Annotated in this window: 21 protein-coding genes and 2 pseudogenes; 17 read left to right on the top strand and 6 right to left on the bottom strand. The window is 63.8% G+C overall.

Going from position 1 to position 25,949, the window contains the following annotated elements; translation table 11 throughout:
- Positions 1-114 precede the first annotated feature (114 nt).
- Positions 115-1,287 (bottom strand): acetyl-CoA C-acetyltransferase, encoded by a 1,173-nt coding sequence (locus tag ACVW16_RS14320; RefSeq protein ID WP_456737155.1) that lies wholly within the window; start codon positions 1,285-1,287, stop codon positions 115-117.
- Positions 1,288-1,501: 214 nt separating this feature from the next.
- Here ACVW16_RS14320 and ACVW16_RS14315 point away from each other — a divergent pair, with 214 nt between their 5' ends.
- From ACVW16_RS14315 to ACVW16_RS14280, 8 genes and pseudogenes are all read left to right on the top strand, one after another.
- Positions 1,502-2,104 carry a TetR family transcriptional regulator gene (locus tag ACVW16_RS14315; protein WP_456705093.1) on the top strand — a complete coding sequence of 201 codons (603 nt, stop codon included), beginning with the start codon at positions 1,502-1,504 and terminating at the stop codon, positions 2,102-2,104.
- A 55-nt stretch (positions 2,105-2,159) separates the two neighbouring features.
- Positions 2,160-2,918 (top strand): SDR family NAD(P)-dependent oxidoreductase, encoded by a 759-nt coding sequence (locus ACVW16_RS14310; RefSeq protein ID WP_128954145.1) that lies wholly within the window; start codon positions 2,160-2,162, stop codon positions 2,916-2,918.
- A 76-nt stretch (positions 2,919-2,994) separates the two neighbouring features.
- Positions 2,995-3,801 (top strand): enoyl-CoA hydratase/isomerase family protein, encoded by an 807-nt coding sequence (locus ACVW16_RS14305; protein WP_456737156.1) that lies wholly within the window; start codon positions 2,995-2,997, stop codon positions 3,799-3,801.
- 43 nt (positions 3,802-3,844) lie between these two features.
- Positions 3,845-5,716: an AMP-binding protein gene (locus ACVW16_RS14300; protein ID WP_456737157.1), complete on the top strand. Its 1,872-nt coding sequence runs from the start codon at positions 3,845-3,847 to the stop codon at positions 5,714-5,716.
- 22 nt (positions 5,717-5,738) lie between these two features.
- Positions 5,739-6,866 (top strand): acyl-CoA dehydrogenase family protein, encoded by a 1,128-nt coding sequence (locus tag ACVW16_RS14295; RefSeq protein WP_456737158.1) that lies wholly within the window; start codon positions 5,739-5,741, stop codon positions 6,864-6,866.
- A 15-nt stretch (positions 6,867-6,881) separates the two neighbouring features.
- A complete protein-coding gene (locus ACVW16_RS14290) occupies positions 6,882-8,126 on the top strand; it encodes an acyl-CoA dehydrogenase (RefSeq protein WP_456737159.1) in 1,245 nt (414 codons plus the stop codon).
- 9 nt (positions 8,127-8,135) lie between these two features.
- Positions 8,136-9,379 (top strand): annotated as a pseudogene (locus ACVW16_RS14285) (acyl-CoA dehydrogenase).
- A gap of 25 nt (positions 9,380-9,404) precedes the next feature.
- Positions 9,405-10,103, top strand: a complete 699-nt coding sequence (locus ACVW16_RS14280; RefSeq protein WP_456737160.1) for a nitroreductase — start codon at positions 9,405-9,407, stop codon at positions 10,101-10,103.
- Positions 10,104-10,192: 89 nt separating this feature from the next.
- Here the strand turns inward: ACVW16_RS14280 and ACVW16_RS14275 are convergent, their stop codons facing one another.
- Positions 10,193-10,741 (bottom strand): sigma-70 family RNA polymerase sigma factor, encoded by a 549-nt coding sequence (locus ACVW16_RS14275; protein ID WP_084292346.1) that lies wholly within the window; start codon positions 10,739-10,741, stop codon positions 10,193-10,195.
- Positions 10,741-10,974 carry a NepR family anti-sigma factor gene (locus tag ACVW16_RS14270; protein ID WP_456699826.1) on the bottom strand — a complete coding sequence of 78 codons (234 nt, stop codon included), beginning with the start codon at positions 10,972-10,974 and terminating at the stop codon, positions 10,741-10,743. Before ACVW16_RS14270 ends, ACVW16_RS14275 begins: the two co-directional genes overlap by 1 nt.
- Before the next feature lie 208 nt (positions 10,975-11,182).
- On the opposite strand from ACVW16_RS14270, the gene ACVW16_RS14265 reads away from it, so the two are divergent.
- Complete coding sequence (locus ACVW16_RS14265; RefSeq protein ID WP_177243503.1) at positions 11,183-11,989, top strand: response regulator; 807 nt, start codon at positions 11,183-11,185, stop codon at positions 11,987-11,989.
- Between the two features lie 101 nt (positions 11,990-12,090).
- Here the strand turns inward: ACVW16_RS14265 and ACVW16_RS14260 are convergent, their stop codons facing one another.
- Positions 12,091-12,939 (bottom strand): TonB family protein, encoded by an 849-nt coding sequence (locus ACVW16_RS14260; RefSeq protein WP_456737161.1) that lies wholly within the window; start codon positions 12,937-12,939, stop codon positions 12,091-12,093.
- Positions 12,940-13,128: 189 nt separating this feature from the next.
- Between ACVW16_RS14260 and ACVW16_RS14255 the strand changes: the two genes are divergently transcribed.
- From ACVW16_RS14255 to htpG, 3 genes are all read left to right on the top strand, one after another.
- On the top strand, positions 13,129-13,728 hold the full coding sequence (locus ACVW16_RS14255) for a nuclear transport factor 2 family protein (protein ID WP_456699824.1): 600 nt from the start codon (positions 13,129-13,131) through the stop codon (positions 13,726-13,728).
- A gap of 270 nt (positions 13,729-13,998) precedes the next feature.
- Complete coding sequence (locus tag ACVW16_RS14250; RefSeq protein ID WP_456737162.1) at positions 13,999-14,421, top strand: hypothetical protein; 423 nt, start codon at positions 13,999-14,001, stop codon at positions 14,419-14,421.
- A gap of 113 nt (positions 14,422-14,534) precedes the next feature.
- Positions 14,535-16,409 carry a molecular chaperone HtpG gene (htpG, locus tag ACVW16_RS14245; RefSeq protein WP_456737163.1) on the top strand — a complete coding sequence of 625 codons (1,875 nt, stop codon included), beginning with the start codon at positions 14,535-14,537 and terminating at the stop codon, positions 16,407-16,409.
- Between the two features lie 156 nt (positions 16,410-16,565).
- Here htpG and ACVW16_RS14240 read toward each other — a convergent pair.
- A pseudogene (locus ACVW16_RS14240) lies at positions 16,566-19,701 on the bottom strand (efflux RND transporter permease subunit).
- Between the two features lie 417 nt (positions 19,702-20,118).
- Between ACVW16_RS14240 and ACVW16_RS14235 the strand changes: the two are divergent.
- Complete coding sequence (locus ACVW16_RS14235) at positions 20,119-20,388, top strand: DUF3551 domain-containing protein (RefSeq protein WP_456699820.1); 270 nt, start codon at positions 20,119-20,121, stop codon at positions 20,386-20,388.
- Positions 20,389-20,449: 61 nt separating this feature from the next.
- Here the strand turns inward: ACVW16_RS14235 and ACVW16_RS14230 are convergent, their stop codons facing one another.
- Positions 20,450-21,430 carry a Bug family tripartite tricarboxylate transporter substrate binding protein gene (locus ACVW16_RS14230; protein WP_456737165.1) on the bottom strand — a complete coding sequence of 327 codons (981 nt, stop codon included), beginning with the start codon at positions 21,428-21,430 and terminating at the stop codon, positions 20,450-20,452.
- A 222-nt stretch (positions 21,431-21,652) separates the two neighbouring features.
- Between ACVW16_RS14230 and ACVW16_RS14225 the strand changes: the two genes are divergently transcribed.
- The 4 genes from ACVW16_RS14225 to ACVW16_RS14210 all read left to right on the top strand — a co-directional run bounded on the left by ACVW16_RS14225 (position 21,653) and on the right by ACVW16_RS14210 (position 25,947).
- Positions 21,653-23,467 carry a long-chain-acyl-CoA synthetase gene (locus tag ACVW16_RS14225; protein WP_456737166.1) on the top strand — a complete coding sequence of 605 codons (1,815 nt, stop codon included), beginning with the start codon at positions 21,653-21,655 and terminating at the stop codon, positions 23,465-23,467.
- 150 nt (positions 23,468-23,617) lie between these two features.
- Positions 23,618-23,863, top strand: a complete 246-nt coding sequence (locus ACVW16_RS14220; RefSeq protein ID WP_456737167.1) for an acyl carrier protein — start codon at positions 23,618-23,620, stop codon at positions 23,861-23,863.
- Positions 23,850-25,232, top strand: coding sequence for a class I adenylate-forming enzyme family protein (locus ACVW16_RS14215; RefSeq protein ID WP_456737168.1), 1,383 nt, complete (start codon positions 23,850-23,852; stop codon positions 25,230-25,232). The genes ACVW16_RS14220 and ACVW16_RS14215 overlap by 14 nt, the downstream gene beginning before the upstream one ends.
- Positions 25,225-25,947 (top strand): SDR family NAD(P)-dependent oxidoreductase, encoded by a 723-nt coding sequence (locus ACVW16_RS14210; RefSeq protein ID WP_092235195.1) that lies wholly within the window; start codon positions 25,225-25,227, stop codon positions 25,945-25,947. The genes ACVW16_RS14215 and ACVW16_RS14210 overlap by 8 nt, the downstream gene beginning before the upstream one ends.
- Positions 25,948-25,949: the final 2 nt, after the last annotated feature.

The following is a 25,949-nucleotide window of genomic DNA, read 5'->3' as shown; positions in this document are numbered from 1 at the left end:
GGTTCCTCAAAAACGCGAATGGCGAGTAGCGACCGGCAAATAGGGAAAAAGGAAAACCGCTCTCCGCCTACTCACCGCTCGCTACTCGCCACCCGCTACTCGCCTTTGTCTTTCTTACAGCCGCTCCACGATCGTGACGTTGGCCATGCCGCCGCCTTCGCACATGGTCTGGAGGCCATAGCGCTTGCCGCGCTGGTGCAGGGCGTGAACCAGCGTCGTCATCAGCTTGGTGCCGGAGCCGCCGAGCGGGTGGCCGAGCGCAATGGCGCCGCCATTGACGTTGAGCCTGCTGGGATCGGCGCCGGTGGTCTTCAGCCAGCCTGTCGGCACCGAGGCGAAGGCCTCGTTGACCTCGAACAGGTCGATGTCGTCGATCTTCATGCCGGCCTTCTCCAGCGCCTTCTTGGTGGCGTGCAGCGGCGCATCGAGCATGATGACGGGATCGCCGCCGGTCATGGTCATGTGATGGATGCGCGCCAGCGGTGTGAGGCCGAGCTGTTTGAGGCCGCGCTCGTTCACGACCATCACGCCGGAGGCGCCGTCGCAGATCTGGCTGGCGCTGGCCGCGGTCAACTTGCCGTTCTCGGCGATCAGCTTGACGCCCTTGATGCCTTCGAGCGTGGCGTCGAAGCGGATGCCTTCGTCGATGTGGTGGATGTCCTTGGAGCCGTCAGCGCGGGTGATCTCGAGCGGCACGATCTCCTTCTTGAAGTGACCGGCTTGTGTGGCCGCGATCGCGCGCTGATGGCTCTGGAAAGAATATTCGTCGAGATCATCCTTCGACAGACCATACTTCTCCGCCATCATCTCGGCGCCGGTGAACTGGCTGAACACGATGTTGGGATATCTCGCCTCGATGCCCGGGCTCTTGTAATTGCCGAAGCCGTTCTTGGCCGGAAGTTGCGAGGAGAGGCCCATCGGCACGCGCGTCATCGATTCCACGCCAGCCGCGATCACCACGTCCATGGTGCCGGACATCACAGCCTGTGCGGCGAAGTGCAGCGCCTGCTGCGAGGAGCCGCACTGACGGTCGATCGATGTGCCGGGCACGCTCTCCGGCAGCTTTGACGCCATGATCGCGTTGCGTGCGACATTGTTGGACTGCTCACCGACCTGCATCACGCAACCCATGATGACGTCCTCGACCAAAGCGGGATCGACCTTGGTGCGATCGACCAGTTCGTCCAGCACCTTGGCGGCGAGATCGGCCGGATGCCAGCCGGCGAGGCGGCCCCCCTTGCGCCCGCCCGCGGTCCGCGCAGCGGCGACGATGTATGCCTCGGCCATTTCGGTCTCTCCCATGATTATTTTTGATCAGGTTGGGCTGTCGGAGCGGATGTAACGGGTGGGACATCGTTTAGTCAATCGATCAATTAACTCTTGTGGGGAGGCGCTGCTTGGGCTTATCTGCGACCCGCTTCATGCGGCTTGAACAGGGATCTCCGTGGCTACCAGCGTACCGAGCAAGCTCCCCAGCGGAAAGAATTCCACGGCAGAGAAATTGCTCGTGGCCGCCAGCGAGTTGATGATCGAGCGCTCCTCGATCGAGATCTCGCTCTCCGACATCGCGCAGAAGTCCGGTGCCAATGCCGCGCTGGTCAAATATCATTTCGGCAACAAGGATGGCCTGCTGCTGGCGCTGCTCGCGCGCGATGCCGCGACCGAGATGTCCAACCTCGAATACCTGCTGGCGCAGCCGATCACATCGACGGCGAAGCTGAAGCTGCATATCGGCGGCATCATCCGCGCCTATCACCGATTCCCCTATATGAACCGGCTGATCCACTATCTGCTGCATGAGAGCGTTGCCGGCTCCGCTGACGAGGTCTCGAAGTTCTTCGTCGCGCCGCTGCTGGACTTTCATCGCCGTCTGCTCGCGGAGGGCGTCAGCCGCGGCGAGTTCCGCCAGACCGATCCGGTGCTGTTCTACACCAGCCTGATCGGCGCCTGCGATCATCTGTTCTTCGGCCGGCACGCGATGTCTCGCGCGACCGGCGTCGGCCCGGTCACCGACGAAGTCTGCCGGCAATACATCAAACACATGGAAACGCTGATCTGCGGCGGCATCCTCACGCAAGTCGAGGAAGCTGCCGCGGCCGGATAATCCGGCCATCACTCATAAGTCTAGAGAAGAAACGTCCAAGGAAAGGTAGCCTGTCATGGAATTGAAAGACGTAGCCGTTCTCATCACCGGTGGTGGTTCGGGTCTCGGCGAAGCGACCGCACGGGCCATGGCGGCCAAGGGTGCCAAGATCGGCGTGATCGACCAGAACAAGGAAAATGCGGAGAAGGTCGCGGCCGAGGTGAAGGGCGTCGCGCTTCATGCCGACGTCACCAGCGAAGAGCAGATCAAGGCCGCGATCGCCAAGGCGGAAGCTGCGCACGGCGTCGCCCGCGTGCTGATGAACTGTGCCGGCATCGGCGGCTCGCAACGCATCGTCGGCCGTGACGGTGTCTATCCGCTCGAAAAGTTCGCGCGCATCATCAACGTCAATCTGATCGGCACTTTCAACTGCCTGCGGCTGTTCGCAGAGCGCCTCGTCACAATCGAGCCTGTTGGTGAGGAGCGCGGCGTCATCATCAATACCGCCTCGGTTGCCGCTTATGAAGGCCAGATTGGCCAGATCGCCTACTCCGCCTCAAAGGGCGGCGTCGTCGGACTGACCTTGCCTGCCGCGCGCGACCTCGCGAGCCAGAAGATCCGCGTCAACACCATCGCGCCCGGCCTGTTCTTCACGCCGCTGCTGATGGGGCTGAATGAGGAAGCCCGCAAGAGCCTTGGCGCCCAGGTGCCGCATCCCTCGCGTCTTGGCGATGCCAAGGAATACGGCGCGCTTGCCGTGCACATCGTCGAAAACGCGATGCTGAATGGGGAAACCATCCGTCTCGACGGCGCCATCAGGATGGCTCCGCGGTAGGAGGTGAGCTTCTTACCCTCCCCTGGAGGGGAGGGTGGGAGACGGTCCCCGTGTGACACGAAAGTGCGAGGCACCCATGTCCCAACCGCTGCTGATCGAGCACGACGACGGCGTCGACCGGGTGACGCTCAATCGTCCTGACCGTCTCAACGCTCTCGATCCGTCTTTGATCGACGCGCTCAACGCCTATTTCCAGGGACTCCAGCGCAACCGTGACACGCGCCTCGTCGTGCTGAAGGGCGCCGGCAAGAATTTTTGCGCCGGCCTCGATCTGAAGGCCGCAATGGCGCGGCGCGCCGGGCAGCAGGAGCCGCCGGGCGTGACGGAGTCGCTGGATTCCCAACGTCGCATCGCCGACATCGTGATGCTGATGCGGCGCTGTCCGCAGCCGATCCTGTCGCTGGTGCAGGGCGCGGCGGCCGGTGGCGGCTTTGCGCTGGCGCTGGCCTCCGACATTCGCATCGCGACGAAATCGGCGCGAATGAACTGCGCTTTCATCAAGCTCGGTCTCGGCGGCTGCGATATCGGCACCAGCTATTTCCTGCCGCGGCTCGTCGGCGTCTCCGTCGCCTCCGAATTGATCCTCACCGGACGCTTCATTGGTGCCGAACGCGCCCTCGCAGTGGGGCTCGTCTCGGAAGTCGTCGACGAGGACAAGCTTGATGCCGCGGCCGAGCCTTATGTCGACGCGATGATGACGGCTTCGCCGGTCGGGCTGCGGCTGTCAAAGGAATGCCTCAACATGAGCCTCGATGCAGGATCGCTGGAAGCTGTTATCGCGATGGAGGATCGTAACCAGATCCTGTGCAGCCGTTCCGAGGAATTTTCAGAGGGCATCAGGGCCTTCCTTGAGAAGCGAAAGCCTGTCTATATCAAGCGCTGAAGGACAAAGATCCGCTCAGGGCAATAATTCCGGGAGACGCAAAATGAGTGGAAGCGCGGCGGCGGTGATGGCGAAGCCCGCCTTTCGCAAGGTCGAGTGGCTCGCGCGCGACATCGCTGTCGAGCGGCGCGCTGACGGCACGGTGGTGCTGAAGTCGCGCATTCCCTTGCAGGTCTACGAAAAGCATCTTCCGGCTTCGCTCGCAAAATGGGCGAAGGAAGCGCCCGAACGTATCTGGCTTGCGCAACGCTGCGGGCCAAATCGCGAGTGGCGCAAGGTTTCCTACGGTGAAGCCAAGCGGACCGTGGATGCGCTGACGCAGGCGCTGCTGAACCTCACGCTCGACGGGCGCCCGGTCGCGATCCTCTCCGGTAATTCGATCGAGCACGCGCTGATGACGCAGGCCGCGATGCAGGCGCGCGTCCCGGCGGCCCCAGTCTCGCCTGCCTATTCGCTGATGAGCCACGATCACGTCAAGCTGAAATACCTGTTCGACTTGATCAAGCCCGCCGTGGTGATGGTGCAGGACGGCCCGGTGTTCGAGAAGGCGCTGAAAGCACTCGATCTCACCGGCGTCACAGTCGTTCACGTCGCGCGGCCCTGTCAGGGCATCAAGAGCGTCAGCTTTGCCGATCTCGCCGCAACGCCCGTGACTAAGGATGTCGAAGCGTCGATCGCCCAGATTACGCCCGATACGGTCGGCAAGCTGCTGTTCACGTCGGGCTCGACCGGCATGCCCAAGGCGGTCATCAACACGCAGCGCATGATGTGCGCCAATGCGGCCATGATGATGCAGGTGCGGCCGCGCATGCCCGGCGGCCCGCTGGCCACTGTTCTCGACTGGATGCCCTGGAATCACACCATGGGCGGCAATGCCGCGTTCCATCCGGTGCTGATTGATGGTGGCACGTTCTATATCGACGAAGGCCGACCGATGCCGGGCCAGTTCGAGGAGACGATCAGGAACCTGCGCGAGATCTCACCGACCTATTACGCCAACGTGCCGGCCGGCTACGCCGCGCTTGCGGCTGCGATGGAGAAAGACGACGCGCTCTGCCGCTCGTTCTTCAGGAATCTCTCGATCATGGCCTATGGCGGCGCGCGATTGCCTGACGATCTCTACGACCGCATGCAGGCACTCGCCGTGAAGACCACCGGCGAGCGCATCGTGTTCTACACCGGCTGGGGCTCGACCGAGACGTCGCCGACTTCGACCGGCACCTATTGGGACACCGAGCGCGTCGGCCTGATCGGCCTGCCGTTCCCCGGGGTCGAACTGAAGATGGTGCCGTGCGGCTCGAAATACGAGCTGCGCTTGCGCGGCGTCAATGTCACGCCCGGCTATTTCGGCCAGCCGGACCTGACCAGGAAGATGTTCGATGAGGAAGGTTTTTACTGCATCGGCGATGCCGGCATCTTCGTCGACGAGTCCGATCCGGTGAAGGGCATCATCTTCGCCGGGCGTGTCGTGGAAGACTTCAAGCTCACCACCGGCACCTTCGTGCATGTCGGCTCGCTCCGCACCGACGCGATCGCGGCTGCGACGCCCGTCGTGCACGACGCGCTGGTCGCGGGACAGGATCGCGCTTTCATCGGCCTTCTGGCGTGGCCGAACCTGCACGCTTGCCGGCAGCTCGTCGGCAATCCCGAGCTCGGCTTGGAGGATGCGGTGAAGCATCCTGACGTGATCGCCTGCTTCAGGCGCGGGCTGGAGGTTCACAACAAGGAGTGCGAAGGCGCCAGCAGCCGCATCATCGCCCGCGCGATGTTGATGGCCGAGCCGCCCTCGATCGACGGCAACGAGCTCACCGACAAGGGCTACATCAACCAACGCGCCGGCCTCGAGCGTCGCGCGGCGCTGGTCGAGCGGCTCTACGCCGACAAGCCGGATCAAGACGTCATCATTCTCAAGTAACCCATCAACACGGACATGCGCCATGAATTTCGATTTCTCCGATGACCAGAAGCAGCTCCGTGATCAGGCGCGCAAATTCCTTGCCGAGAAGTGCCCGCCCAAGGCGGTGCGGGTCGTCCTGGACGGCAAGGCGCCGTATGACAAGGAGCTGTGGAAGGGCCTTGCCGAGATGGGCTTTCTCGGCGTCGCGATCCCCGAGGAATTTGGCGGCGCCGGTGCGGGCCACCTCGAGCTCTGCGTGATCGCCGAAGAGATGGGCCGGGCCAATGCGCCGGTACCGTTCTCCTCGACCGTGTATCTCGCTGCCGAAGCACTGCTGATCGCAGGGAGTGACGCGCAAAAGAAGAGGTGGCTGCCCGCAATCGCCTCGGGCGACGCGATCGGCACGCTGGCGCTGTTCGAGGGCAAAGGCAATCCCACGCCGAAGAACGTGAAGCTGACGGCCGCGAACGGCACGCTCAATGGCGTCAAGAAGCCTGTGCCGGATGGCGCCATCGCCAACTTCGCCGTGGTCGCTGCCCGCACGGGATCGAGTGGGCGCGGGAATGACACCTCGCTGTTCCTGGTTGATCTCAGGGACGGCGGCGTCGAGGTGAAGAGCCTGACCAATCTCGATCCGACCCGCGGGCAGGCGGAAATCACGTTCAACGACTGCAAGGCCGAGCCGCTCGGCGCGGCCGGCGAAGGCTGGAGCATCTTGACTCAGGTGCTCGACCGCGCGGCGGTGCTCTGTGCCTTCGAGCAGGTCGGCGGCTCCGACCGCGCGCTGGAGATGGGCCGCGACTACGCACTCGACCGCATCGCCTTCGGCCGCCAGATCGGTTCGTTCCAGGCAATCAAGCACATGTTGGCGGATATGTACGTGTCGGCGACCCTGGCACGTTCCAATAGCTATTATGGCGCCTGGGCGCTCTCGACCAACGCCGCCGAACTGCCGGAAGCCGCGGCCGCCGCGCGCATCAGCGCGACGCAGGCGTTCCAGCATTGCGCCAAGAACAACATCCAGGTTCACGGCGGCATGGGTTTCACGTGGGAATTCGACTGCCACATGTACTACCGCCGCGCCAACGCGATGGCGCTCGGCCTTGGCAGCTTGTCCTATTGGGAAGATCAGCTGATTGACCGCATGCGCAAGAAGAACGCGGCGTAAGCGAAGGGTACCGTCATGAACTTCGACGACACCCCGCAGGAAGCGGAATTCCGCCGCCAGGCGCGCGCGTGGATCGATGCCAACGCGCCCAAGCAGTACGAGGATGAACTGCGCAGAGCCTCGCTCGGCCGCACCGTGCTCAAGAACGCCGATATTCTTGATGTCGCAAAGGCCTGGCAAAAGAAAAAAGCCGATGCCGGCTGGGCGTGCCTGCATTGGCCGAAGGAGTATGGCGGCCGCGGCTCGTCGCCGATCGAGCGCGTGATCTGGCAGCAGGAAGAAGGGCCGTTCGGCCAATTGTCCCGCATGTTCATCATCGGCCACGGCATGTGCGGGCCGACCATGATGGCGTTCGCGCGCGAGGAGCATAAGCGCACCTATCTGCCGCCGCTCGCATCGGGCGAGAAGGTGTGGTGCCAGCTGTTTTCCGAGCCCGCCGGTGGTTCCGACGTCGCAGGGCTTCGCACGCGCGCCGAAAAGGATGGCGGCGATTGGGTCATCAACGGCCAGAAGATCTGGACCTCGGGCGCGCATTATTCCGACTACGGCATCCTGCTCACCCGCACCGATCCCACCGTGCCCAAGCACAAGGGGCTCACCATGTTCTTCCTGGACATGAAGAGCCCGGGCGTTGAGATCAGGCCGATCAAGCAGGCGAGCGGAGCCTCCGACTTCAACGAGGTCTATTTCACCAACGTCCGCATCCCCGATCATCAGCGCCTCGGCGAGGTCGGCGACGGCTGGAATGTCTCGCTGACCACGTTGATGAACGAGCGCAGCGCGATCGGCGCGGCCGTCTCGACGGGTTTTCCTGAATTGTTCGAGTATTGCTCCAGCCTGATGCTCGACGAAGGCCCGGCGATCGAGGATCGTGCAGTGCGCTCGAAACTGGCGAGTTGGGCAGTGAAGGCGAGCGGGCTGAAATACACCAGCATGCGCGCCATTTCGGCGTTGTCGAGGGGCGAGCGCCCGGGTCCGGAGAACTCCATCGGCAAGCTGGTCGCGGGCTCGATGATCCAGGATGTTGCGAGCTACGCGCTGGATCTGCAAGGCGCGAACGGCGTGGTCAGCGGCGAGGATGCCGAACTGGCCGGCCGTTTCCAGGCGATGCTGCTGCGCGCGCCGGGCACGCGTGTCGAAGGCGGCACCGACGAGATCATGCGCAACATCATCGCCGAGCGTGTCCTGGGTCTGCCCGGCGACATCAGGGTCGACAAGGACGTGCCGTTCAACAAGATCCCGACCAAGGGAAGAGGGTAGAGGTTCGCCATGAATTTCGACGACACCCCGCAGGAAGCTGCGTTCCGCGAGACCGCACGCAAGTGGGTCGATGCCAACGCGCCGAAGCAGTTCGAGCAGGAGCTGTCGAAGTCTTCGCTGGGCCGCATCAGGCTTGCCAAGCATGATATGGTCGAGGTCGGCAAGGCCTGGCAGAAGAAGAAGGCGGAGGGCGGATGGGCCTGCCTGCACTGGCCCAGGGAATATGGCGGTCGCGGCGCGACCCCGATCGAACGCGTGATCTGGCAGCAGGAGGAGGGCGTCTACGGCAAGCTGACGCAACCGTTCCAGATCGGCGAGGGCATGTGCGGTCCCACCGTCATGGCCTGGGGCAGCGAGGATGCCAAGCGCCGCTATCTGCCGAAACTCGCCGCGGGCGAGGAGATCTGGTGCCAGCTTTTCTCCGAGCCGTCCGCCGGCTCCGATGTCGCCGGCCTGCGCACGCGCGCGGAGAAGAGGGGCGACACCTGGGTCGTCAACGGCCAGAAGATCTGGACGTCAGGCGCGCATTACTCCGACTACGGCTGTTGATCGCGCGCACCGATCCCAATGTGCCCAAGCACAAAGGCCTCACCATGTTCTTCCTCGACATGAAGAGCCCGGGCGTCGAGGTCCGCCCGATCAAGCAGGCCAACGGCATGCAGGAGTTCAACGAGGTCTATTTCACCGACGTGGTGATCCCCGATAGTCAGCGGTTGGGGGCGGTCGGCGAGGGCTGGAGCGTGTCGCTGACCACGCTGATGAACGAGCGCATGTCGATCGGTGCGCGGCTCGCGACCGGCGTCCCCGAGATGTTCGAGTTCTGCTCGAAGTTGATGCTGGAGGACGGGCTCGCGATCGACGATCCGGCCGTGCGATCCAAGCTTGCGAGCTGGGCGGTGAAGTCGAGCGGGTTGAAATACACGAGCTACCGCGCGATCTCGGCGCTGTCGAAGGGCGAGCGGCCGGGACCGGAAAACTCCATCGGCAAGCTGGTGTCGGGCCTGATGCTCCAGGACATCGCAACTTATGCGATGGACCTTCAGGGCGCGGCCGGTGTTTTGACGGGCGGCGACGAGGAGATTGCGCACGGCCAGTTCCAGCAGATGCTGCTGTCCTCGCCCTCGATGCGTATCGCCGGCGGCACCGACGAGATCCTGCGCAACATCATCGCCGAGCGTGTGCTGGGTCTGCCGGGTGACATTCGGGTCGACAAGGACGTGCCTTACAACAAGATCCCGACCAAGGGGCGGTGATACGGTCTCCAACACGAGCTGACCCATGGACGCAAAAGTAAACCAGACCAACCGCATCGTCGTGCTCGAAGAGCTCCTCAACGAGCGCTACTCCGTCCGCGCCTTCCTCCCCAAGGAGGTCGATCGCGCCACCATCGAGCATGTGCTGACCACCGCACAGCGGACCGCGTCCTGGTGCAACAGTCAGCCCTGGCAGGTCATTATCGCCAGCGGTGAGGCGAAGGAGCGCTTCCGGCAATTGATCTACAAGGAGGCCTCAGCCGGTGTCGGCGACGATTATGATTTCACGCCGCCGCGCGAATATGTCGGGATCTATCTCGAACGCCGCCGCGAGAGCGGCTTCCAGCTCTACAACACGCTCGGCATCCCGCGCGGGGACAAGATGGGCTACGCCAAGCAGGCGCTGGAGAACTATAATTTCTTCGGTGCGCCGCATGTCGCGATCGTTCACACCGACGAGGCGCTCGGCATCTACGGCGCGATCGATTGCGGGGCCTACGTCTCCAATTTCATGCTCGCGGCCCAGGCGCTCGGGCTCGGCACGATTCCGCAGGCCGCACTTGCGCGCCATTCCGGCCTGATCCGGCGTCACTTCAACCTGCCCGATGACCGTCGCGTCGTTTGCGGCATCTCGTTCGGATATGCCGACGTCGCGCACAAGGTGAACAGCTACCGTACCTCGCGGGCAACGGTGGCCGACACGGTGACGTTCGTCGAGAAGTAATCGCGCGACAATCGGCGATCACACAGGCATGCGAAGACGGCCGCGCGAACGGCCGTCTTTACAGCTGTCACCTTCAATCGATTGACGCGCTATCCGCCGCTGCCGCCGATCACGGCACGCACGGTCTCGTCCGGCCCGAAATCCTCGGCGCCGTCGACATAGAGCAGCGCTGCGAGCTTCGAGCGCGCGCGGTTGACGCGGCTCTTGATGGTGCCGACCGCACAGCCGCAGATCGAGGCCGCATCTTCATAGGAGAAGCCGGAAGCGCCGACCAGGATCAAGGCTTCGCGCTGGTCCTGCGGAAGCTTTTCGAGCGCGCCGCGAAACTCCTCGAACTCGAGATGGGCGTTCTGCGAAGGCTGCGTCTTCAGTGTCTTGGCATAGTTGCCCTCGGCGTCCTCAACCTCGCGGCGCCGCTTGCGATAGTCGGAGCGGAACAGGTTTCGCAGGATCGTGAAGAGCCATGCCGGCAGGTTGGAGCCGGGCTGGAACGAGTCGATGTTGGCAAGCGCGCGCAACAGCGTCTCTTGCACCAGATCGTCGGCCCGGTCCGCATTGCCGCTGAGCGAGATCGCGAATGCGCGAAGGCTCGGCACGGCCGCCAGGATGTCATCACGCAGGGAGTTCGTGAGAGGCATTAGTCCCTCCCATGATTGTCGTTAGAGCCCCCAGCTCCATTCTCGTTTTGGGATACGCCTCCCGGCGCATCAAGCTTTTTGATGAGCTCCGCGAACCGGTCCGGAACCCCCTGCCGTACGACGTCGTCGTACATCGCGCGCAGTTGGTGCCCGATCCGGGATTGGATCTCCGGAGTGAGGCCTCCCTTGCCGGGGGTCGTGCTTTTGCTGGCTTGAGACTTGAGATCTTTCATGACCTGTTCCACGTTTCCCCGAGTTAAGTGACTGCAAAGTCGATAGGTTTTCTCAACCGGGAGCCGTTCCCTGGACGAGTTCAATTCGACGTCCGACAAATAGTTCCGCCGGCGGCGGAACTTTTCTTGGCCTGAGGCGTAAACAGCCCAGCAGGGGAACCCGGGCCCCCCGCGTTGCCAAGCCGGCCCGAAGATGAATGGAGTGGGGATGTCCCGTTCACAGCTCGTTGCTGAACACTTGCCGTTGCTGCGTCGGTATGCGCGCGCCCTGACGGGCAGCCAAGCCTCCGGCGACGCCTATGTTGCAGCCATGTTGGAAGCCATGCTGGGCGACCCCTCGGTGCTCGACGAGAGCCATGGGCCACGCGCCGGCCTGTTCCGGCTGTTCACCCAGATCTGGAATTCCGTCTCGGTCAACGACGATTCCGAGGTTGCGACGCTGCCGATGCCGCCCGAGCGGCGGCTGTCCAACATCACGCCGTTGCCGCGCCAGGCCTTCCTGCTGCTCTCGCTGGAAGGGTTTTCGGAAGAGGAAGTCGCCTTTGTGCTCGGCACCGATGTCGCCGAGACCCGCCGGCTGGCCGATGCGGCAGGTCGCGAAATGGCGGCCGAGATCGCCACCGACGTGCTGATCATCGAGGACGAGACCTTCATCGCCATGGATCTCGAGAGCCTGGTGAAGAATCTCGGCCACAACGTCGTCGGCGTCGCGCGCACCCATGCCGATGCGGTGGCGCTGGCCAAGAACAAGCGGCCGGGCCTGATCCTCGCCGACATCCAGCTCGCCGACGGTTCGTCGGGCCTGGATGCGGTCAACGAATTGCTCCGCACCTTCGAGGTGCCGGTGGTGTTCATCACCGCCTATCCGGAGCGCTTCCTCACCGGCGAGCGTCCGGAGCCGGCCTTCCTGATCTCAAAGCCGTTCCAGCCCGCGATGGTGTCGGCGGTGGCGAGCCAGGCCCTGTTCTTCCAGCGCAACTCGCGCAACCGCGCGCCGAAGGCGCCGGCGGCTTGACCAGGCGCCGGCGGTTTCAGGAAGCCTCTATCGAAATGGAAACGGCGCGTCGCAAGACGCGCCGTTTTCGCGTGTAACGGAGAGCTTATTTTTGCCCTGACTCAGCAGCCGCGGCAAATGCTGCGAAGCATGGAATTCAGCTTGGTATCGTTCGGTCCGGGCGATTTCGCATTCGACTTGCCCTGGCCTTCGATCCAGGATTGGAGAAATTTTTCCTGCTCCGGCGACGGCCCTGAGTTTAGCCGTGTCCCGTCGAACGCCATGAGGACGGTCACTCTCTGCAGATCATCCTTCGCCTCGGCAGGCGGCTTCGGGAACGGCACGGATCGCTCCACCATGGCGAGGGCGGCGGCATCCAGCGGCGCGGAGCCGGTGCTTTCGACCAAGGCGCTCGAGATCAGCTTGCCAGAACGATCGACCACGAATGTGACGCCGGCATCGGCCCTTTGACCGGCGGCCTCTGGCGGAAACGCCCCGTGGCGCCAGACATGCTCGGTGACTGCCTTGCGCCAGGCGGTCATCGGCTCGGGCTCGGTGCGGGGAGAGTCTGGCTTCCTCAACAGGATCGCGAAGGGCGACACCTGGAATTGTCGGCCGGTGAAGACAATCGGCACGGTGAACGAGAACGACTGGTCCTTCAATTCCGAAGGCGGTGCCGGAAAGGGGTCGGCGCGGGCGATGATCATGAGCGCTGCATCGTCGAGCGCCCGCGAGCCGGCGCTTTCCGTCAACGCCCGCGAGATCAATTTGCCGGACCGGTCGATGGAGAATGCGATCTTGGCTTGGCCGGTTTGTCCCAATCCGTTCGCTGGAAAATACTTGTTGCTGGCGATATGCGCCGCAATCCCTGCCTTCCACGCCTTGACACTCTCGCTCTGGGTATCGGTCTGTGCGCAGGCGGGGAACGCCGCCAGCAACCCGAAAAGCGCGGCCAGTAACGGGGATTTCATCTGCATCGGCGCCAATACTAGTCGCCATCAGGTTGATTGCAAGGTTCGCTACGCGTATCGCGCTTCGTCATTGTGGGCAATTCGAACGGCTGCCAGCCGTCGCATGCTTGACGGCGACCTTATTGCCCCGTTGATGTCTCGCCGCGATGACATCCCTCGCCGCTTGAAGCCATCCGGAGACTTCGCATCATGGACCAGCAACTCCTCGACCGCCTTGCCATCCGCGACCTCGTCGAGAACTGGGCGGTGTGGCGCGACGCCGGTGACTGGGAGCGCTTTGCCACCGTCTGGCACGAAGAGGGCTGGATGTCCGCGACCTGGTTTCAGGGGCCGGCGCGGGATTTCATGCGGGTCAGCCAGGAGGGCTTTGCCAGGGGCGTCCGCATCCTGCATTTCCTCGGCGGCATCAGCATCGATCTCGCCGGCGAGCGGGCTATTGCCCAGACCAAGATGACGATCTCGCAGCGGGCCCTGGTGCACGACGTGCTCTGCGATGTCGTCTGCACGGGGCGGTTCTACGATTTCCTGGAGAAACGAAAGGGCCAATGGGGCATCGTCCGCCGCCAGCCGATCTATGAGAAGGACCGGATCGACCCGGTCGATCCCGCCGCGACACTCCGGCTCGACCAGCAGGCGCTGGCCGCGCTGCCGGAAGGCTATCGCCATCTCGCGTACGTCCAGGAATTGATCGGTTACAAGGTCAAGCGCGATATGCCGGGCCTGACCGGCCCCGAGGTTGAGAAGCTCTATGCCGAGGGGCGGGATTGGCTGGCGGGAAAGACGAAGTGAGGCAGCCCAGACAAAAGGCAGCCCAGACAAAAGTAAGGCGCGACTGGCATCACCACAGTCGCGCCCTACGTCGCCGGCTTATGGGGCAGGGGGGAATAGCCGGCTGCTGGGACGACTCCCGGGCCCGGAAGTCGTTCCAAGCGGCTGCAATTTTTTTTGTGCAGATTGGCGTGAATTTGGCACACGGTTAAGTGATCTTAACCTCTGGGAAACTCCGGTCCTCTCCTCGCGTTGTTCCCGCGATCGCCATGGGGCGAGGGACCGACAGCCATGCCACAGATTCAACAGGTATTTCTGGGTGCCGTCGCACTCGCCGCGACGCTCGGCGTCGTTCAAGTTGGCGCCGTGCAGCTGGCCTCTGGCCACGATACGGCCGACCGCTGGCAGGCGGTCACGGGCCCAGCCGCGGGTCGAAACGTCGCAAGCGAGAATGTCAATCGCGGCAGCAAATCCGATCGCCTGGGTGCCCTGAAACCCTCAACGGTTCCCACCCGCACCGTCTCGATGCGGCTCAATGACCTTGCCGATACGTCCGTGCTGTTGCGCGTCCCCGCGGTCGTCGAGACCGGGAATGCAAAGCCGGCTCCCATCCTGCTGAAGCCCGGCCGCAAGCCGACGATCGCCTGCGAGCCTATGGTCAGCTCCCTGACCGAAGTCGCAAAACTGCTCCAGCCCGGCCGCTGCGTGACCTGATCCACGTCGTCAAAACCGCCTCTCTCGGGGTGGCGGTTCGCGCGCCCACTTGATCCTCCATCCCATCGCGTTATATCCGGGCTTTCTCCACTTCTGATTGACCGGGTAAACGCATGACGACGTCCGACACGGCCACGCATACGCAGCCTTTCCAGGCAGAGGTTTCCGAGCTGCTGCACCTGATGGTGCATTCCGTCTATTCTGAAACCGACATTTTCCTGCGCGAGCTCGTCTCCAACGCCTCGGATGCTTGCGACAAGCTGCGCTATGAGGCCATCGCCAATCCGGCCCTGCTGGGCGAGGGCGACGCGCTCAAGATCCGGATCGTCCCGAACAAGTCGGCGGGAACGCTGACAATTGCCGACAACGGCATCGGCATGGAGCGGCAGGAGCTGATCGACCATCTCGGCACCATTGCCCGCTCCGGCACCAAGGCGTTCGTCTCGAAGCTGAAGGAGGCCAAGGACGGCCTCGGCCTGATCGGCCAGTTCGGCGTCGGCTTCTATTCCGCCTTCATGGTCGCAGACAAGATCGTCGTAATCAGCCGCCGCGCCGGCGAGAGCGATGTCTGGACCTGGACGTCCTCAGGCGGCTCGGGCTTCGAGATCGCGCGCGCCAGTGACGAGGAAGCGGCGCGCGTGGCGCGCGGCACCGAAATCGTCCTGCACCTGAAGGACGACGCCAGGAAATATCTCGAAACATACGAGATCGAGCGCATCGTCGGCGCCTATTCCGACAACATCCTGTTCCCGATCGAGCTGGTGCCTGGCGAGGGCGACCCTCGCCAGATCAACTCGGCGAGCGCGCTATGGCAGCGTTCGAAATCCGAACTTTCGGCCGACGATTACAAGAAGGCCTATCAGCAGATCGGATCCGCCTTCGACGACCCCGCGATGACCCTGCACTACCGTGCCGAAGGCCGCTACTCCTATGCCGTGCTGCTGTTCGCGCCATCGACCAAGCCATTCGACCTGTTCGAGCCGAATCGCAAGGGCCGCGTCAAGCTCTATGTCCGCCGCGTCTTCATCACTGACGATGCCGACCTGCTGCCGGGCTACCTGCGCTTCATTCGCGGCGTCGTGGACAGCGAGGACCTTCCGCTCAACATCTCGCGCGAGATGCTCCAGAACAATCCGCAGCTGGCGCAGATCCGGAAAGCGGTGGCGACCCGCGTCGTCAACGAGCTCGAAAGCCTTGCCGAGAAGGATGCGGAGAATTTCGCAAAGATCTGGGACGCGTTCGGTGCAGTGCTGAAAGAGGGCATCTACGAGGATTTCGAGCGCCGCGAAAAGCTGCTTGCTCTGTCGCGCTTCACCACCACATCGGGCGAGAAGCGCGCGCTCAAGGACGTCGTCGCCGATTTCAAGCCGAACCAGACCGAGATCTATTATCTTGTCGGCGAGAGCATCGAGCGGCTGAAGGCCAGTCCACGACTGGAAGCTGCCACCGCACGCGGCATCGAGGTGCTGCTGCTGTCCGATCCCGTCGATGCGTTCTGGACCTCGATGCCGACGGAGTTCGAGGGCAAGCCGCTGAAGTCGTTGAGCCAGGGCGACCTCAATCTCGACCTGATTCCGCGCGTCGACGACAAGGATGAGGCGAAGAAGGACGAGCCCGAGGCGGATGAGGCCGCCACCATCGCGGTGATCAAGGCCGCGCTTGGCGAGCGCGTCAGCGACGTCAAGGCCTCGACCCGTCTCACCAGCTCTGCCTCCTGCCTCGTCGCCGATAGCCAGGGCCCGAGCCGCGAGCTCGAGCGAATCCTGGCGCAGCAGAACCGCGGCATGCGGACCAAGCCGATCCTGGAGATCAATCTGCGCCACCCGATGGTCACGGCGATCACCAGGGCGCAGGCCGGCTCGAAGACGGTCGACGATCTCAGCCTGCTCCTGCTCGAGCAGGCGCAGATTCTGGATGGCGAGCTGCCGGAAGATCCGGCCGCGTTTACCGCAAGGCTCAACCGGCTGGTGTTGCAGGGACTGGGGTGAGACCCGTCTCGCCCCATCGTCATTGCGAGGAGCCAGCGACAAGATTGCGAAGCAATTTTGCGCTGGCGACGAAGCAATCCAGACTATCTCCGCGGAAACAGTCCTGGATTGGTTTGCGCTCGCAATGACGCAGGAGCTAGCAGCAGCGCCGCCTACCTACTCCGCCGCGTCCTTCCGCTCCTCGCCCTCTTCCTCCACCTCCGGCTTTCTCGCCATCCAGCGTGACAGCGCGTTGGAGAAGCGGTCGAGGTAGAGATAGACGACGGGCGTCGTGAACAAGGTCAGTGCCTGGCTGACCGCGAGGCCGCCGACCATGGCGTAGCCGAGGGGCTGGCGGATCTCCGCGCCGGTGCCGGTGCCCAGCATCAGCGGGACGCCGCCGAGCAGCGCCGCCATCGTCGTCATCATGATGGGGCGGAAGCGCAGCAGCGCGGCCTGGCGGATCGACTGCTCCGGGCTCAGATGCTGCTCGCGCTCGGCGGCAATGGCGAAGTCCACCATCATGATGCCGTTCTTCTTGACGATGCCGATCAGGAGGATGACCCCGATCAGGGCGATCAGGCTGAAATCGAAGCCTGATAGCATCAGGATCGCGATTGCGCCGACGCCGGCCGATGGCAGCGTGGACAGGATGGTCAGCGGGTGGATGTAGCTCTCATAGAGCACCCCCAGCACCAGATAGACCACGACGAGGGCGGCGAGGATCAGCATCGGCACGGTGCCAAGCGATTGCTGGAACGCCTGTGCCGTGCCCTGGAAGCTCATGGACAGTGTCGGCGGCGCGCCCATCTCGCCGACCGCGCGCATCACCGCGGCGGTTGCCTGTCCCAGCGCAACGCCTTCGGCAAGATTGAAGCTGATCGTCACCGCGGGAAACTGGCTCTGATGCGCGATCGCGAGCGGGCGCACGGGGTCGTTATTCCAGCTGCAGATCACCGAGAGCGGCACTTCGTCGCCGGTCAGGGGCGACTTGATGTAGAGCTTGTCGAGCGTGTCGAGCTTGCCTTGCAGCGCGGGCGTGATCTCGAGGATCACGTGATAGCTGTTGGTCTGCGTGAAATATTGCGCCACCTGGCGCTGGCCGAAGGCATCATAGAGCGTGTCGTCGATCAGCTGCGGCTGGATGCCGTAACGCGCGGCGGTGTCGCGGTTGATCGTGAGCTGCAGCGTGGTGCCCTCGGTCTGCTGGTCGGTAGCAACGTCGCGAAGCTCCGGCAGGCCCTTCATTTCCGTCAGGATCTTCGGTGCCCAGGCGTTCAGCTCGGCCAGGTTGGCGTCCTGCAGCGTGAACTCGAACTGGGTACGGGTCGCGCGCCCGCCGAGCCGCACGTCCTGCGAGGCCTGCATAAAGAGGCGCGCGCCCTCGACCCTGGCGAGCTTCGGCCGCAGCCGCGCGATGATCTGCTGCGCATTCGCGCCGCGTTCCCCTAGCGGCTTCAGCGTGACGTACATGCGCCCCGAATTCAGCGCCGTGCCGCCTCCGCCGATGAACATCGCGATGGAATCGACGGCAGGGTCGGCCTGCACGATGGCATTGAGCTCTTCCTGCCGCCGCTTCATCTCGGCGAAGGAGATATCTTGGGGCATTTCCGACACCCCGGTGAGGAAGCCGTTGTCCTGCTGCGGGAAGAAGCCCTTCGGGATCAGGATGAACAGCAGCGCCGACAGCGCGACGGTGGTAAAGAACACGCAGAGCGTGATGAAGCTGCGCCGCAGAGCGAGGTCGAGCCCGCGCTCATAGGCGCCGAGCAGACGCTCGAACAGCCGCTCGCTCCATTGGTAAAGGCCGCCGCTGCGGGCCTCGTGGTCGGAGCGCAGGAAACGCGAGGCCATCATCGGCGTCAGGGTCAGCGACACCACGAGCGAAACGAAGATCGCCATCGACAGCGTCACCGCAAATTCGCGGAACAGCCGGCCGATGATGCCACCCATCAGCAGCAGCGGAATCAGCACGGCGACCAGCGAGATGCTGATGGAGACAATGGTGAAGCCGATCTCGGCCGCCCCCTTGTAAGCGGCGGTGACGGGGTTCTCGCCCCGCTCGACGTAGCGCGTGATGTTCTCCAGCATCACGATGGCGTCGTCGACCACGAATCCGACTGCGATGGTCAGCGCCATCAGCGAGAGATTGTCCAGCGAATAGCCGAATACCCACATCAGCGAGCAGGCGCCGAGCAGCGCCAGCGGCACGGTGATGCTCGGGATGATCGTGGCCCAGAAGCTGCGCAGGAAGATGAAGATCACCATGACCACCAGCATGATGGTGATCATCAGCGTGATCTGCACGTCGTCGACGGCCTCGCGGATCGTGATGGTGCGGTCGCTGATGATCTTGATGCCGATCGCGGGCGGTATCGCCGCGATCAGCCGCGGCAGTCTCTCCTTGATGCGGTTGACCGTCTCGATGACATTGGCGCCGGGCTGCTTGAAGATGACGAGGAACACGCCGCGCTTGCCGTCGGCCCAGGCCGCGGTCTTCATGTCCTCCGGTCCCGCCACCGCCTCGCCGATGTCGCGGATCCGCAAAGGCGCGCCGTTGCGATAGGCGACGATGACGTCCTGCCACTGGCTGGCCTCGAGCAGCTGGTCGTTGGCGTAGACCGTGTAGGCGCGCCTGGTGCCGTCGATATTGCCCTTTGGGCTGTCGGTGGTCGCGATGGCGATCTGGTTGCGCACGTCCTCCAGCGACAGGCCCTTGGCGACCAGCTTGGCCGGATCGACCTGGATGCGCACCGAGGGCTTCTGCTGCCCGCCGACGAACACCTGGGCGACGCCCGGGAATCTGGCTGATCTGCTGCGCGAGCTGGGCGTCGGTGCGGTCGCTGACGGTGGTCAGCGGCAGCGTGTCCGAGGTTGCCGACAGGATCATGATCGGGGAATCCGCCGGGTTGACTTTGCGGTACGTCGGCGGCGAGGGCAGGTTCTTCGGCAATTGGCCGCTCGCGGCGTTGATCGCGGCCTGCACGTCGTTCGCGGCAGCATCGATCAGGCGGTTGAGATCGAACTGGATGGTGATCGAGGCCGAGCCGAGCGAGCTCGTCGACGTCATCTGCGTGATGCCGGGAATCTGCGCGAGCTGGCGCTCGAGCGGCTGAGCCACCGATGACGCCATGGTTTCCGGGCTGCCGCCGGGAAGCGACGCGGAAACCTGGATGGTTGGAAAGTCGACCTGGGGCAGCGGCGCCACCGGCAGCAGAGGATAGGCGATGAGGCCCACGAACAGGATGCCGGCCATCAGCAGCGAGGTGCCGATCGGATAGCGGATGAACGGAGACGAAAAGCTCTCTTGCATGCCCCGAGCCCACGGACCGGCCAGCGCATCTTGGCCCCGCTCACAGCGGAGCTGCGCCCGAAAGCCCGAGCGCAAATGTGCGTTTCCTTCAGCCCATATGTTTGTTGATCGCCCTGGAACATCATCGGTCCGGGGCCGCGTTGTGATCGCAAGACTAGTCCGTTCGCCCGGGCGTGCGAGCGGTTTCCTGCCCCAGTCACCTGCGACCTTTGTCGAAGGACTGATGTGGCGAGATATGCGTTCAATGCAGGCCCGGCACGGAGCGCCTTCGCGGTTTCGGATCGCTAGGGCAGCGTGTCGGACCGGTTTTGCTGCAGCTCACAAGCGGGAGAGGTATAAACAGGAACGGTCGCTTCTTCCGCGCTGTTGTGCCATATCGAAATGGCATAACGCCTGCCCGCTTGAAGGAAATGTCCGATGCGCCTGCCGCTCCTGATCGTCACTGCCGTTGCCACGCTGTTCGTTGCCGCAGATGCCAGCGCCCAGCGCTACGATCCACACTATCCGGTATGCATGCACGTTTACTCGGGCGGTCTTCGCGGCGGCGGCAGCGATTGGTTCGACTGCTCCTTCACGTCGCTGCCGCAGTGCCGGGCCACCGCGTCGGGCCTCGCTGCAACCTGCGATCTAAATCCCTATTATGCCTTCAACGAGCCGCCGCGCCGGCGCCACAAGCGGGCGTACTGAAGGCCTGCGATACTGTCATTCGGGATGAACATCCGTCTGTTTGGCGCGCAGAAGCCGCTGGCTATTCCTTCTTGATTCCCGACAGCTCCACCACCTTGCGCCAGCGCTCGGTCTCGGCGGTCAGTATGCCGCCGAACTCGCCTGGATTGCCGTGCAGGGGGATCGCGCCGAGTTCGGCGATGCGGGCCTTGATCCCCGCGTCGGATAGCGCCATGTCGACCTCGCGATTGAGCAGGTCGACAATCTCGCGCGGCGTGTCATAGGGTGCGCCGACGCCGTAGAACGAAGACGTTTCGTAGCCTGCTAGCGTGTCGGCGATTGGCGGCACGTCAGGCAGGATGTCCGATCGCTCGCGCGTGGTGACGCCGAGCGCACGAAGCTTGCCGGCGCGCACCAGCTCGAAAGACGACGTCACGTTGTCGAACATGCCCTGGATCTGGCCGCTCATCACGTCGGTCAGGCCGGGTGCGGAGCCGCGATAGGGCACGTGGGTGAACTGCACGCTCGCCATCGACTTGAACAGCTCGCCGGAGAGATGCAGCGACGTGCCGATCCCCGACGAAGCTATCGACATCTTACCGGGATTGGCCTTGGCGTAGGCGATGAAGTCGGCGACGCTCTTCACCGGCAAATCGTTGTTGACGACGAGCACCAGCGGAATGCGTGCGACGCCGGCGACCGGCGTGATGCCCTTGGCGAAATCGTAAGGCAGTGTCGGATCGAACGAGGCGTTGATCGCATTCGCGGTCGAGGTCAGCAGCAAGGTGTAGCCGTCCGGCGTGGACGTGATCACCGCCTGCGTGCCGATATTGCCGCCGGCGCCCGGCTTGTTCTCCACGATGAAGGTCTGTCCGAGCCGATCGGACAGGCGCTGGCAGATCAGCCGGGACAGCACGTCGGTCGCCCCGCCCGGTGCATAAGGCACCACCCATTTCACGCTGTGCGAAGGATAGGACGGGTTGCCAATCGCAATGGCACGCGGCGCCGCGAGCGCAGCCGCGGCACCGGCGGCGATTTGAAGGAAATGTCGCCTGATGAACATCGTCCAGTCTCCGCTCTCTCGTCCCTTCTCCCCTCGTGGGCGAGGGAAGCTTCCGCACCTCATGAGATATTGCAAGCAGCGCGGGACCGCACGCCGATCCGGTCGGCTTGGTAAAGGGCGACTAGAGTTAATCGCGCGCCATCAGGCTTTTACCTTGTCTCTTAACACCTGGGCAGGGCCCGCGGGCTAAGCTGCCGGAACCAGCAGACACGTTCCGAAAGAATGAACGGCATGAGCACCGGTGTGATCGAACAGCCGAAAGCCGCGCGCGCACCGTCGGCTTCAAAGATCTGGCTGAAGGCGATCGAGCTGACCGCGCGGATCGAGAAATTGCCGGGCCGCCTGTTCGCCGATGTCGTCGACGATTGGGCACGGCGCCAGCCCGACCACATCGCGCTGGTCACCAACGACGCTCGACTCGACTATGACGCGCTCTCGAAACGCATCAATCGCTATGCGCGCTGGGCGCGCTCCGTTGGCGTGGTCAAGGGCGACACCGTCGCGCTGATCATGCCCAACTGCATCGATTATGTCGCGGCCTGGCTCGGCATCAGCCGCGTCGGCGGCGTGGTGGCACTGATCAATACCAGGCTGGTCGGGCAATCTCTCGCGCATTGCCTCGACGTCGCAAAGCCCTCGTATATCATCGTCGCGCACGAGATGACCGAGATGCTGGAGAGCGCAACGCCGCACCGGAGGACAGAGGCCAAAATCTGGAGCCATGGCGATGCCCGCAGCGAGCGCGCGATCGACGTTGCGCTCGCTGTGCTTGATGACGGGCCGCTGTCGCCGGAAGAGCGCGTCGGCGTCACCATCGATGATCGTGCGCTGCTGATCTACACCTCGGGTACGACGGGCTTGCCGAAGGCCGCCAGCATCAGCCATCGTCGCATTCTCAATTGGGGTTTCTGGTTCTCCGGGCTCACCGGCGCTTCGCCGCAGGATCGGCTCTATGACTGCCTGCCGCTGTTCCACTCGGTCGGAGGCATCGTCGCGCCGTGCAGCATGCTCGCCGCCGGCGGCTCGGTGGTGATCGCGGAGAGGTTCTCGGCCTCGAACTTCTGGTCCGATATCGTCAGGCACGACTGTACGCTGTTTCAATATATCGGCGAGCTCTGCCGCTATCTGCTCAGGGCGCCGCCGTCCGAATATGAGAGTCGTCATCGGCTGCGACTGATGTGCGGCAACGGTCTGCGCGGGGACATCTGGGAAGATTTCCAGAGCCGTTTCGCTATCCCGCGCATTCTCGAATTCTATGCCGCGACCGAAGGCAATTTCTCGCTGTTCAACGTCGAGGGGCAGCCCGGCGCAATCGGCCGCATCCCGCCCCTGCTGGCGCATCGTTTCCCCGCCAGCCTCGTCAAGCTCGACCCCGAGAGCGGTGCTCCGCTGCGCAACGAGGAGGGCCTCTGTGTCGCTTGCGCTCGCGGCGAGCCGGGTGAGGCCATCGGTCGCATCGGCAAGGCGGACGAGGGCGGGGGCCGCTTCGAGGGGTATACCGATGCCGGCGAGACCGAGAAGAAGATTCTGCGCGACGTCTTCGCCAAGGGCGATGCCTGGTTCCGCACCGGCGACTTGATGCGGCTCGACGACAAGGGCTTCTTCCATTTCGTCGATCGCATCGGCGACACCTTCCGCTGGAAAGGTGAGAACGTCGCGACATCAGAGGTCAACGACGCCGTGCGCGATTTCACCGGCGTGGTTGATGCCACCACCTACGGCGTGAGCATTCCCGGCACCGACGGTCGCGCCGGCATGAGCGCGATCGTCGTTAACGAGGGATTCGATATTGAAGCCCTGCCAGCCCATCTCGCACAGCGCCTGCCGGTTTACGCCCGTCCCGTCTTCATCCGCATCTCGCGCGAGCTGGACGCGACCGAAACCTTCAAGCAGAAGAAGGGCGAGCTCGCCCGCGCAGGCTTTGACCCGGGTGCCATAACGGAACCGCTATACATGCTCGAGCCGGGATCCGGCGCTTACGTTGCGCTCGATTCCGGAACTTTTGCGCAGATTGTGGGCGGCGCGATCAGGCTGTAACCGAGCAAAATTGCCAGATAGGTCCAATTTTATCCGAATTGTCCAAGAGGCCATTTACTTCTGTCCGGTAAACAGGTGCCATGGGAGGCGGTCATCCGAGAGCCGCCGCAAGAGGCACGATCGATCAACTAACTCAGAGGCAAGCCAGCCATGTCGGTAAGGTCCAAGGTCATCGAGGCGATCCAGCAGATCGCCGAGGAGCAGCACATCACGCTTCCCGCCCTCTCGGACGATTTGTCCCTGCACGAGACGGGGTTCGACTCCCTCGCCTTCGCAATTCTCGTCGCGCGTCTCGAGGACGAGACCGGCGTCGATCCCTTCACCATTTCCGAGGACGCCGCGTTCCCCGCCACCGTGGGTGATTTCGTGCGGGCCTACGAAAATGTCCCCGCCTGAGATCTTTGCGCTCCGCAACCATCTCGGCACGGAGCTGACCGGCCGCACCCTGTCGGATGCCCACGATGTCGTGTCGCTGACGGACATCCTGTCGCAGACGGTCCTCGGTGGCCGCCTGCGCGAATTGTCCGGCCGCGCGGTGCTGCTGAAATTGTCCGACCAACTCCGTTCGGGCCTTGCAATGATCGAGCTGGATGGCATCGCCCGTCGCATGCTGCTCTGCCCGCCGGATCTCAACCCGGCGCATCTGGACGCGCTGATCGCGGATGCCGGGATCGATGCCGTCGTTACCGACGAGCCCGATCGTTGGGCCGCGACCGGCGTCTCGCTGGTCGTCATCGCGCAATTGCCGCTTCAGCCCGCGCACCCTGCCGAGACCGAACGCGCCACCGAATGGCTGATGCTCACCTCGGGCACCTCAGGCGTGCCCAAAATCGTCGGTCACACGCTGGAAGCGCTCACCGGCGCCATCGTCGCCGAGGGCCCCGCAAAGGGACCCGCGCCGGTTTGGGCCACGTTCTATGACATTCGCCGCTATGGCGGCCTGCAGATATTCCTCCGCGCCATCCTCTCGGGCGGCTCGATGGTGTTGTCTGACCCGCATGAGGCGCTCCCTGATCACGTCGCACGGCTGAATGCGCGCGGCGTCTCACACATCTCCGGCACGCCTTCGCACTGGCGCAAGCTCCTGATGAGCGGCTCGGCCGCGCAATTCAAGCCGGGCTATGTCCGCCTCTCCGGTGAGATCGCCGACCAGGCGGTGCTCGATGGCCTGAAGGCGGCCTTCCCCGATTCCTCCATCGGCCATGCCTACGCGTCGACCGAGGCCGGCGTCGGCTTCGCGGTCAATGACGGGCTCGAAGGCTTTCCGGCCAATTATCTCGGCAACCGCAATGGTGTCGAGATGAAGGTCGTCGACGGCTCGCTGCGCATCCGCTCGACGCGCACGGCACACGCCTACATTGGCCGCGACGCTGCGGCACTCACCGATGGCGAGGGGTTCGTCGACAGTGGCGACATCGTCGAATTGCGCGGCGACCGCTACTATTTCGTCGGCCGCCGCGGCGGCATCATCAATATCGGTGGCCTCAAGGTTCATCCCGAAGAGATCGAAGCGGCAATCAACCGTCACCCTGACGTGCTGATGTCGCGGGCCAAATCCCGCCGCAGCCCGATCACCGGCGGCATCGTCGTTGCCGACGTGATCCTCGCTGACGGCACCGATCAGGCGCGGGCGAAAGAGATCCGCGACCAGATCCTGGATCAGTGCCGCGCGCAGCTTGCGTCGCACAAGGTGCCGGCGGTGATCCGCTTCGTCGAGGCGCTCGATGTCACCCCGGCCGGCAAACTGGCGCGCACCGATGCATAATGTTCTCGTCACCGGCGGCAGCCGCGGCATTGGTCTTGCGATCGGCAAGCGTCTGGTCGGCGCCGGCTACAACGTGATTGCAGCCGCGCGGCGCGAGAGCGACGAGCTCAAGGCTGCGATCGGCGTCTCCGAGGGGCGACTGCATTTCCGCGCCTGCGACCTCGCCGCGATCGACGCGATTCCGGCTTTCGCAAAGCTCGTCCGCGACGAGTTCGGTCCGACCTACGGTCTCGTCAACAATGCCGGCCTCGGCACCGAGGGGCTGCTCGCGACCATGCACAATTCGCAGATCGAGGCGCTGGTGCAGCTCAACGTGCTGTCGCCGATCATCCTCACCAAATATGTCGCGCGTCAGATGATGGCCGATGGCGCCGGCCGCATCATCAACATCTCCTCGATCATCGCGACGACAGGCTATAACGGCCTGTCGGTCTACGGCGCGACGAAGGCTGCTGCCACCGGCTTTACCCGCTCGCTCGCGCGCGAAGTCGGCAAGCTCGGCATCACCGTGAACGCGATCGCGCCCGGCTTCATCGATACCGAGCTCACGCATAATCTCTCCGACGACGGCCGCAAGCGCATCGCCAGCCGCAGCGCGCTGCGCCGCCTGCCGGAGACCGACGACGTCGCGCGCATGGTGGAATATCTGCTCGGCGAGGGCGGTCGCAACGTGACAGGCACCGTGTTCACGATCGACGCCGGCAATACGGCGTAACC

This window comes from Bradyrhizobium sp. USDA 4474 (genome assembly GCF_054057515.1).
Note: the sequence above shows the minus strand (reverse complement) of the source record. Positions and strands in the feature narration are given on the sequence as shown.

Bases quoted from the DNA above. Each gene is read 5' to 3' on its own strand.
- ACVW16_RS14320 (WP_456737155.1), bottom strand. From the start codon at position 1,287: ATGGCCGAGGCATACATCGTCGCCGCTGCGCGGACCGCGGGCGGGCGC.
- ACVW16_RS14310 (WP_128954145.1), top strand. From the start codon at position 2,160: ATGGAATTGAAAGACGTAGCCGTTCTCATCACCGGTGGTGGTTCGGGT.
- ACVW16_RS14305 (WP_456737156.1), top strand. From the start codon at position 2,995: ATGTCCCAACCGCTGCTGATCGAGCACGACGACGGCGTCGACCGGGTG.
- ACVW16_RS14300 (WP_456737157.1), top strand. From the start codon at position 3,845: ATGAGTGGAAGCGCGGCGGCGGTGATGGCGAAGCCCGCCTTTCGCAAG.
- ACVW16_RS14295 (WP_456737158.1), top strand. From the start codon at position 5,739: ATGAATTTCGATTTCTCCGATGACCAGAAGCAGCTCCGTGATCAGGCG.
- ACVW16_RS14290 (WP_456737159.1), top strand. From the start codon at position 6,882: ATGAACTTCGACGACACCCCGCAGGAAGCGGAATTCCGCCGCCAGGCG.
- ACVW16_RS14280 (WP_456737160.1), top strand. From the start codon at position 9,405: ATGGACGCAAAAGTAAACCAGACCAACCGCATCGTCGTGCTCGAAGAG.
- ACVW16_RS14275 (WP_084292346.1), bottom strand. From the start codon at position 10,741: ATGCCTCTCACGAACTCCCTGCGTGATGACATCCTGGCGGCCGTGCCG.
- ACVW16_RS14270 (WP_456699826.1), bottom strand. From the start codon at position 10,974: ATGAAAGATCTCAAGTCTCAAGCCAGCAAAAGCACGACCCCCGGCAAG.
- ACVW16_RS14265 (WP_177243503.1), top strand. From the start codon at position 11,183: ATGTCCCGTTCACAGCTCGTTGCTGAACACTTGCCGTTGCTGCGTCGG.
- ACVW16_RS14260 (WP_456737161.1), bottom strand. From the start codon at position 12,939: ATGAAATCCCCGTTACTGGCCGCGCTTTTCGGGTTGCTGGCGGCGTTC.
- ACVW16_RS14255 (WP_456699824.1), top strand. From the start codon at position 13,129: ATGGACCAGCAACTCCTCGACCGCCTTGCCATCCGCGACCTCGTCGAG.
- ACVW16_RS14250 (WP_456737162.1), top strand. From the start codon at position 13,999: ATGCCACAGATTCAACAGGTATTTCTGGGTGCCGTCGCACTCGCCGCG.
- htpG (WP_456737163.1), top strand. From the start codon at position 14,535: ATGACGACGTCCGACACGGCCACGCATACGCAGCCTTTCCAGGCAGAG.
- ACVW16_RS14235 (WP_456699820.1), top strand. From the start codon at position 20,119: ATGCGCCTGCCGCTCCTGATCGTCACTGCCGTTGCCACGCTGTTCGTT.
- ACVW16_RS14230 (WP_456737165.1), bottom strand. From the start codon at position 21,430: ATGTTCATCAGGCGACATTTCCTTCAAATCGCCGCCGGTGCCGCGGCT.
- ACVW16_RS14225 (WP_456737166.1), top strand. From the start codon at position 21,653: ATGAACGGCATGAGCACCGGTGTGATCGAACAGCCGAAAGCCGCGCGC.
- ACVW16_RS14220 (WP_456737167.1), top strand. From the start codon at position 23,618: ATGTCGGTAAGGTCCAAGGTCATCGAGGCGATCCAGCAGATCGCCGAG.
- ACVW16_RS14215 (WP_456737168.1), top strand. From the start codon at position 23,850: ATGTCCCCGCCTGAGATCTTTGCGCTCCGCAACCATCTCGGCACGGAG.
- ACVW16_RS14210 (WP_092235195.1), top strand. From the start codon at position 25,225: ATGCATAATGTTCTCGTCACCGGCGGCAGCCGCGGCATTGGTCTTGCG.